Genomic DNA, 3,654 nt, shown 5'->3' with positions numbered 1-3,654 from the left:
CCGGTATGACAAGCGCAGATACAAACGACGCAACCGCATCGAAATCATGTTCGGTCGTCTGAAAGACTGGCGACGCGTTGCCACGCGTTATGATCGGTGCCCGAACGTCTTCCTCTCCGCCATAGCCCTCGCCGCTACAGTGCTCTTTTGGCTATGAGTCCTGAGCCTAGCATTTGAACCGTTCGCCGAGGATCACGGCGCAGCCGGTGGAGGCGTCCCAGATCCAGTTGAAGCGGTCATAGCTGTCCTGCGGATAGTTGCCGCCGCCGCCGGGGCCGTACTGTACCACCAGAATATGCATATAGCTGGCGTCAACTTGACCGCGCTGGATAATGGGCTCTCCGGTCTCATCGGTTTGAATGAAATAACGGATAGGAATGGCGGGAACGCCGTGCGGTTGGAAATGGCCTGTGCCGTCTGCGCGCAGTTCGATCGTTGGCTCACCGCGTTTTTCATACAGATAGGTGCCGTACATGGCCTGTGGCGTGTTTCGGCCAATGAAGACGCTGGTGCCTTGAGCGGTCACAGCCTGTGGTGCGTCTTGGGCCATGGCGGGGGCCGCCACCAAGACACTCAGCGCCAGTCCGAAAATAAGAGGTTTCATGCCGCACAGCCTTCGTCCCTAATTGATATATCGTTGATATCTTAATTAGGGTTTGCAGTACAGTTCGGTCACATGGGCTGGACGTCCACCGCCTCTATGATCTGCTCGATCAAGGCCGTGCGGGCGGCTGAGCGTCCGGTGGCGGTGGGCCATGCCGACAGGATGACCACGACGAGTTTGCGGTCGGGATCAACGGTGATCGACTGACCGAAAATGCCCTGTGCGCCAAAGCGCCCTCGAGGAAGGGTCCACCACTGCAAGCCATAGCCGATGCCCGGCTCGCCCGTCTGGGCCTGTGCGGTGGTGGCCTGCGCCAGATAGTCGGCGGGAACGACCGGCTGGCCGTTTACCTGTGCGCCGTCGAGGATGAACTGGCCCACGCGGCCCCAGTCCTTCAAACTGGCCATGACGCAACAGCCACTGGCTTCCTGACCGTTTTCGTCGATCATCCAGCCGCCGTCCTGCTCCATGCCGTAGGGAGCCCAGAGCTTTTCGGACAGATAGTCGGCCAGCGGCTTGCCCGTGGCGCGGGCGACCAGCACGCCGATCAGATTGGTCTCGCCGGTGCTATAGTGCCAGCGGGTGCCCGGCTCGGCGGCGCGTTTTAGCTGCCTCATATAGTGCAAGGTTGGGTCCATGCCGTCGGTGTCGTGCGGCTCAAAGAAGCGGGCCACGTCTGACTGTGGGTCGGTATAGTCCTCGTTCCAGTCCACGCCCGAGGTCATGGTCAGCAGTTGGCGCACGCTGACCCCGTCATAGGCGCTATCGGCCAGTTCGGGCAGGTAGCGTACGATGGGGGTGTCGAGACTTTCGATATGGCCGTCCTGAATGGCCGCGCCCACCAGCGTCGAGGTGATGGATTTGGCGACCGAGAAGGAGGTCCAGCGCCCCTCGGGGCCAAAACCCAAACCATAGCGTTCCAGCCTGATCTTGCCGTCCTGAAGCACCAGGAGGCCAGCGGTCTTTTCGCTGTCCATAAACGCCGCCACGTCGAGGTTAAGCGGAGTGCCTTGCGGCAGTTCATGCACCGTGGGGCCACGACGGATGACGCGGTGCGGTACAATCTGGTCCATGGCGCGAAAGCCCGCCTCGCGCTGCTGCGGCGTCCAGAACAGGACCTGAGAGGGCTTTTCCAGCGGCGGCAGGGCAGCGGCGTCCTGCGCCATGGCGGGCACAGACAGGCTGACTGCGCTGGTCATCAGAACAAGGCTGGTCATCAGACCGGACAGACGGCGCATGGCGGGCTCCCTATCGCTGTTTAGCTGTGCCCCAGACTGAAGCGGCAGCCGTCGATGGTCAAGCGCTTTCGGTCTAATCGATTTTATAGAACAGCAAGGCCACGCCCAGTGCGATCAGTAGCAGGCCGATAATGGTGTCCACGACAGGCCGATGGCGCGCCACGAACTGGCGGACGGTGTCGCGGGACAGAAAGATGGCCACCAAGGCGAACCACAACAGGTGGACCGCCGAGATGATGGCACCATAGCCCAGCTTGGTCAGCATGCCGGTGCTGTGTCCGATGACTTGTGCATATAGGCTGATGACGAAGATCGCTGTCTTGGGGTTCAAGGCATTGGTGAACAGGCCCAGCAGGAAATGTCGTCCCGTTGAGCCGGTGTCGGCTATTGGCTCGGCTTGGGCGGTGCGGCGGCGGGGCCACGCCATGCTCGCCCCCAAATAGATGAGATAGGCCACGCCGATCAGTCGCACGCCGTCCAGAAATCCGGGCAGCCAGCGGGTGATGAGTTCCAAGCCGAAAATGGCGTAGGTGATATGGAACCAGCACGCCGTCGCCACGCCCAGCGCCGTCATGAGCCCCGCCGTTCGCCCGCTTACGGCGCTGGTGCGCGAGACCATGGCGAAATCGGCTCCGGGGCTGATCACCGCCAGAACCACAATGCCGAGAAACAGTGCGAACGTTTCCATGTGAACCCCGATCTTGAAACCGCCCTCACGTTCATCGCTGTGGTGGCGCTTTAAAATCGAAATTCATACCGCTAATATGTGAGCAGTATTCACATATGGGGTTTGGTATGGATCGGGCGCGGCTTCCGGCCTTGGGCAGTTTGCGGGCGTTCGAAGCCGTGGCGCGGCAGGGCTCCCTGGTGGCGGCGGCGTCAGAACTGAACGTCACGCACGGGGCGCTGTCCAAACAGGTGCGCGGGCTGGAGGATGAGCTGGGCGAGCCGCTGTTCGAGCGGCGCAATCGCGGCCTGCATCTGACGCCAAAGGGGGCGTGGTTGGCCGAAAAGCTGGGGCCGCTGTTCGGCGGTCTGGCCCAGACGATGAGCGAGTTTCATGCGCTGGATGCGGGACCCCAGCCGCTGATCCTGTCGTGCGAGCCGACCCTGTGTCTGCGTTTTCTGATCCCCGCCATGGTCGATCTGGAACAGGAGACTGGCATCGCCGTGCGCGTGCTGGCGGCGGGCGGTCCGGTGGATTTTGTGGCGCAGGGGTTTGATCTGGCGCTGCGTCGTCAGGACTTTCCATTGCCCGCAGGCGTAGAGGCCCTGCCGCTGGTGGAAGAGCGGATGGGGCCGGTGATTGCGCCCTCCTTGGCCGATGCCGCGCTGTCAGATCTGCCGCGCCTGCACAGCCGCACCCGCCCCGACGCGTGGAAGGCTTGGACGCGCGGCCACAAGGCGCGCTTCAGCGGGACCGACATCCAGTATCAGCACTTCTACTTGACGCTTCAGGCCGCGCTGGCGGGGCAGGGAGTGGCCATGGCCTCGGTGCATATGGTGGCGACGGCGCTGGAGCAGGGTCGGCTGATCGCCCCGCACGGCTTTTCACCGGATGGCACGCAGTATGTGATGCTGCGCCCTGCGGGGCGTGCCTCTGACGGGCGGGTCGAGGCGTTGGTGGAATGGTTGCGGGACCGGATGGCCCGCCACCTCAGCCTCTAGGCTCAGGACCCATTGATTTGCGGCGTGCGATCTGATTCAGGCTCCTGAGGAGTCTGGATTATGAGCGATCTTTATTGGCTGACGGACGAGCAGATGGCTCGGCTGGAGCCCTATTTCCCTAAGAGCCACGGCAAACCTCGGGTG

General features: G+C 62.5%; 5 protein-coding genes and 1 pseudogene. 3 read left to right on the top strand and 3 right to left on the bottom strand.

From position 1 onward, the window contains the following. On the top strand, nucleotides 1-157 hold a 157-nt coding region (locus tag ACFQDM_RS15980), incomplete at its 5' end, for a transposase (protein ID WP_377380730.1). A gap of 9 nt (nucleotides 158-166) precedes the next feature. Here ACFQDM_RS15980 and ACFQDM_RS15975 read toward each other — a convergent pair. From ACFQDM_RS15975 to ACFQDM_RS15965, 3 genes are all read right to left on the bottom strand, one after another. Then, entirely contained in the window at nucleotides 167-604 is a 438-nt protein-coding gene (locus ACFQDM_RS15975; RefSeq protein ID WP_312125156.1) for a hypothetical protein, read from the bottom strand. Between the two features lie 68 nt (nucleotides 605-672). After that, nucleotides 673-1,842, bottom strand: a complete 1,170-nt coding sequence (locus tag ACFQDM_RS15970) for a serine hydrolase domain-containing protein (protein WP_377380727.1) — start codon at nucleotides 1,840-1,842, stop codon at nucleotides 673-675. A gap of 73 nt (nucleotides 1,843-1,915) precedes the next feature. After that, nucleotides 1,916-2,530, bottom strand: coding sequence for a LysE family translocator (locus ACFQDM_RS15965; protein WP_377380724.1), 615 nt, complete (start codon nucleotides 2,528-2,530; stop codon nucleotides 1,916-1,918). A gap of 107 nt (nucleotides 2,531-2,637) precedes the next feature. Between ACFQDM_RS15965 and ACFQDM_RS15960 the strand changes: the two genes are divergently transcribed. Continuing rightward, nucleotides 2,638-3,510 carry a LysR substrate-binding domain-containing protein gene (locus tag ACFQDM_RS15960; protein ID WP_377380721.1) on the top strand — a complete coding sequence of 291 codons (873 nt, stop codon included), beginning with the start codon at nucleotides 2,638-2,640 and terminating at the stop codon, nucleotides 3,508-3,510. A 60-nt stretch (nucleotides 3,511-3,570) separates the two neighbouring features. Next, a pseudogene (locus tag ACFQDM_RS15955) lies at nucleotides 3,571-3,654 on the top strand (IS5/IS1182 family transposase); the annotation flags it as partial.

Source organism: Ponticaulis profundi (genome assembly GCF_042659465.1).
Lineage (GTDB): Bacteria > Pseudomonadota > Alphaproteobacteria > Caulobacterales > Hyphomonadaceae > Ponticaulis > Ponticaulis profundi.
This window is presented reverse-complemented; position numbering and strand designations above follow the sequence as displayed.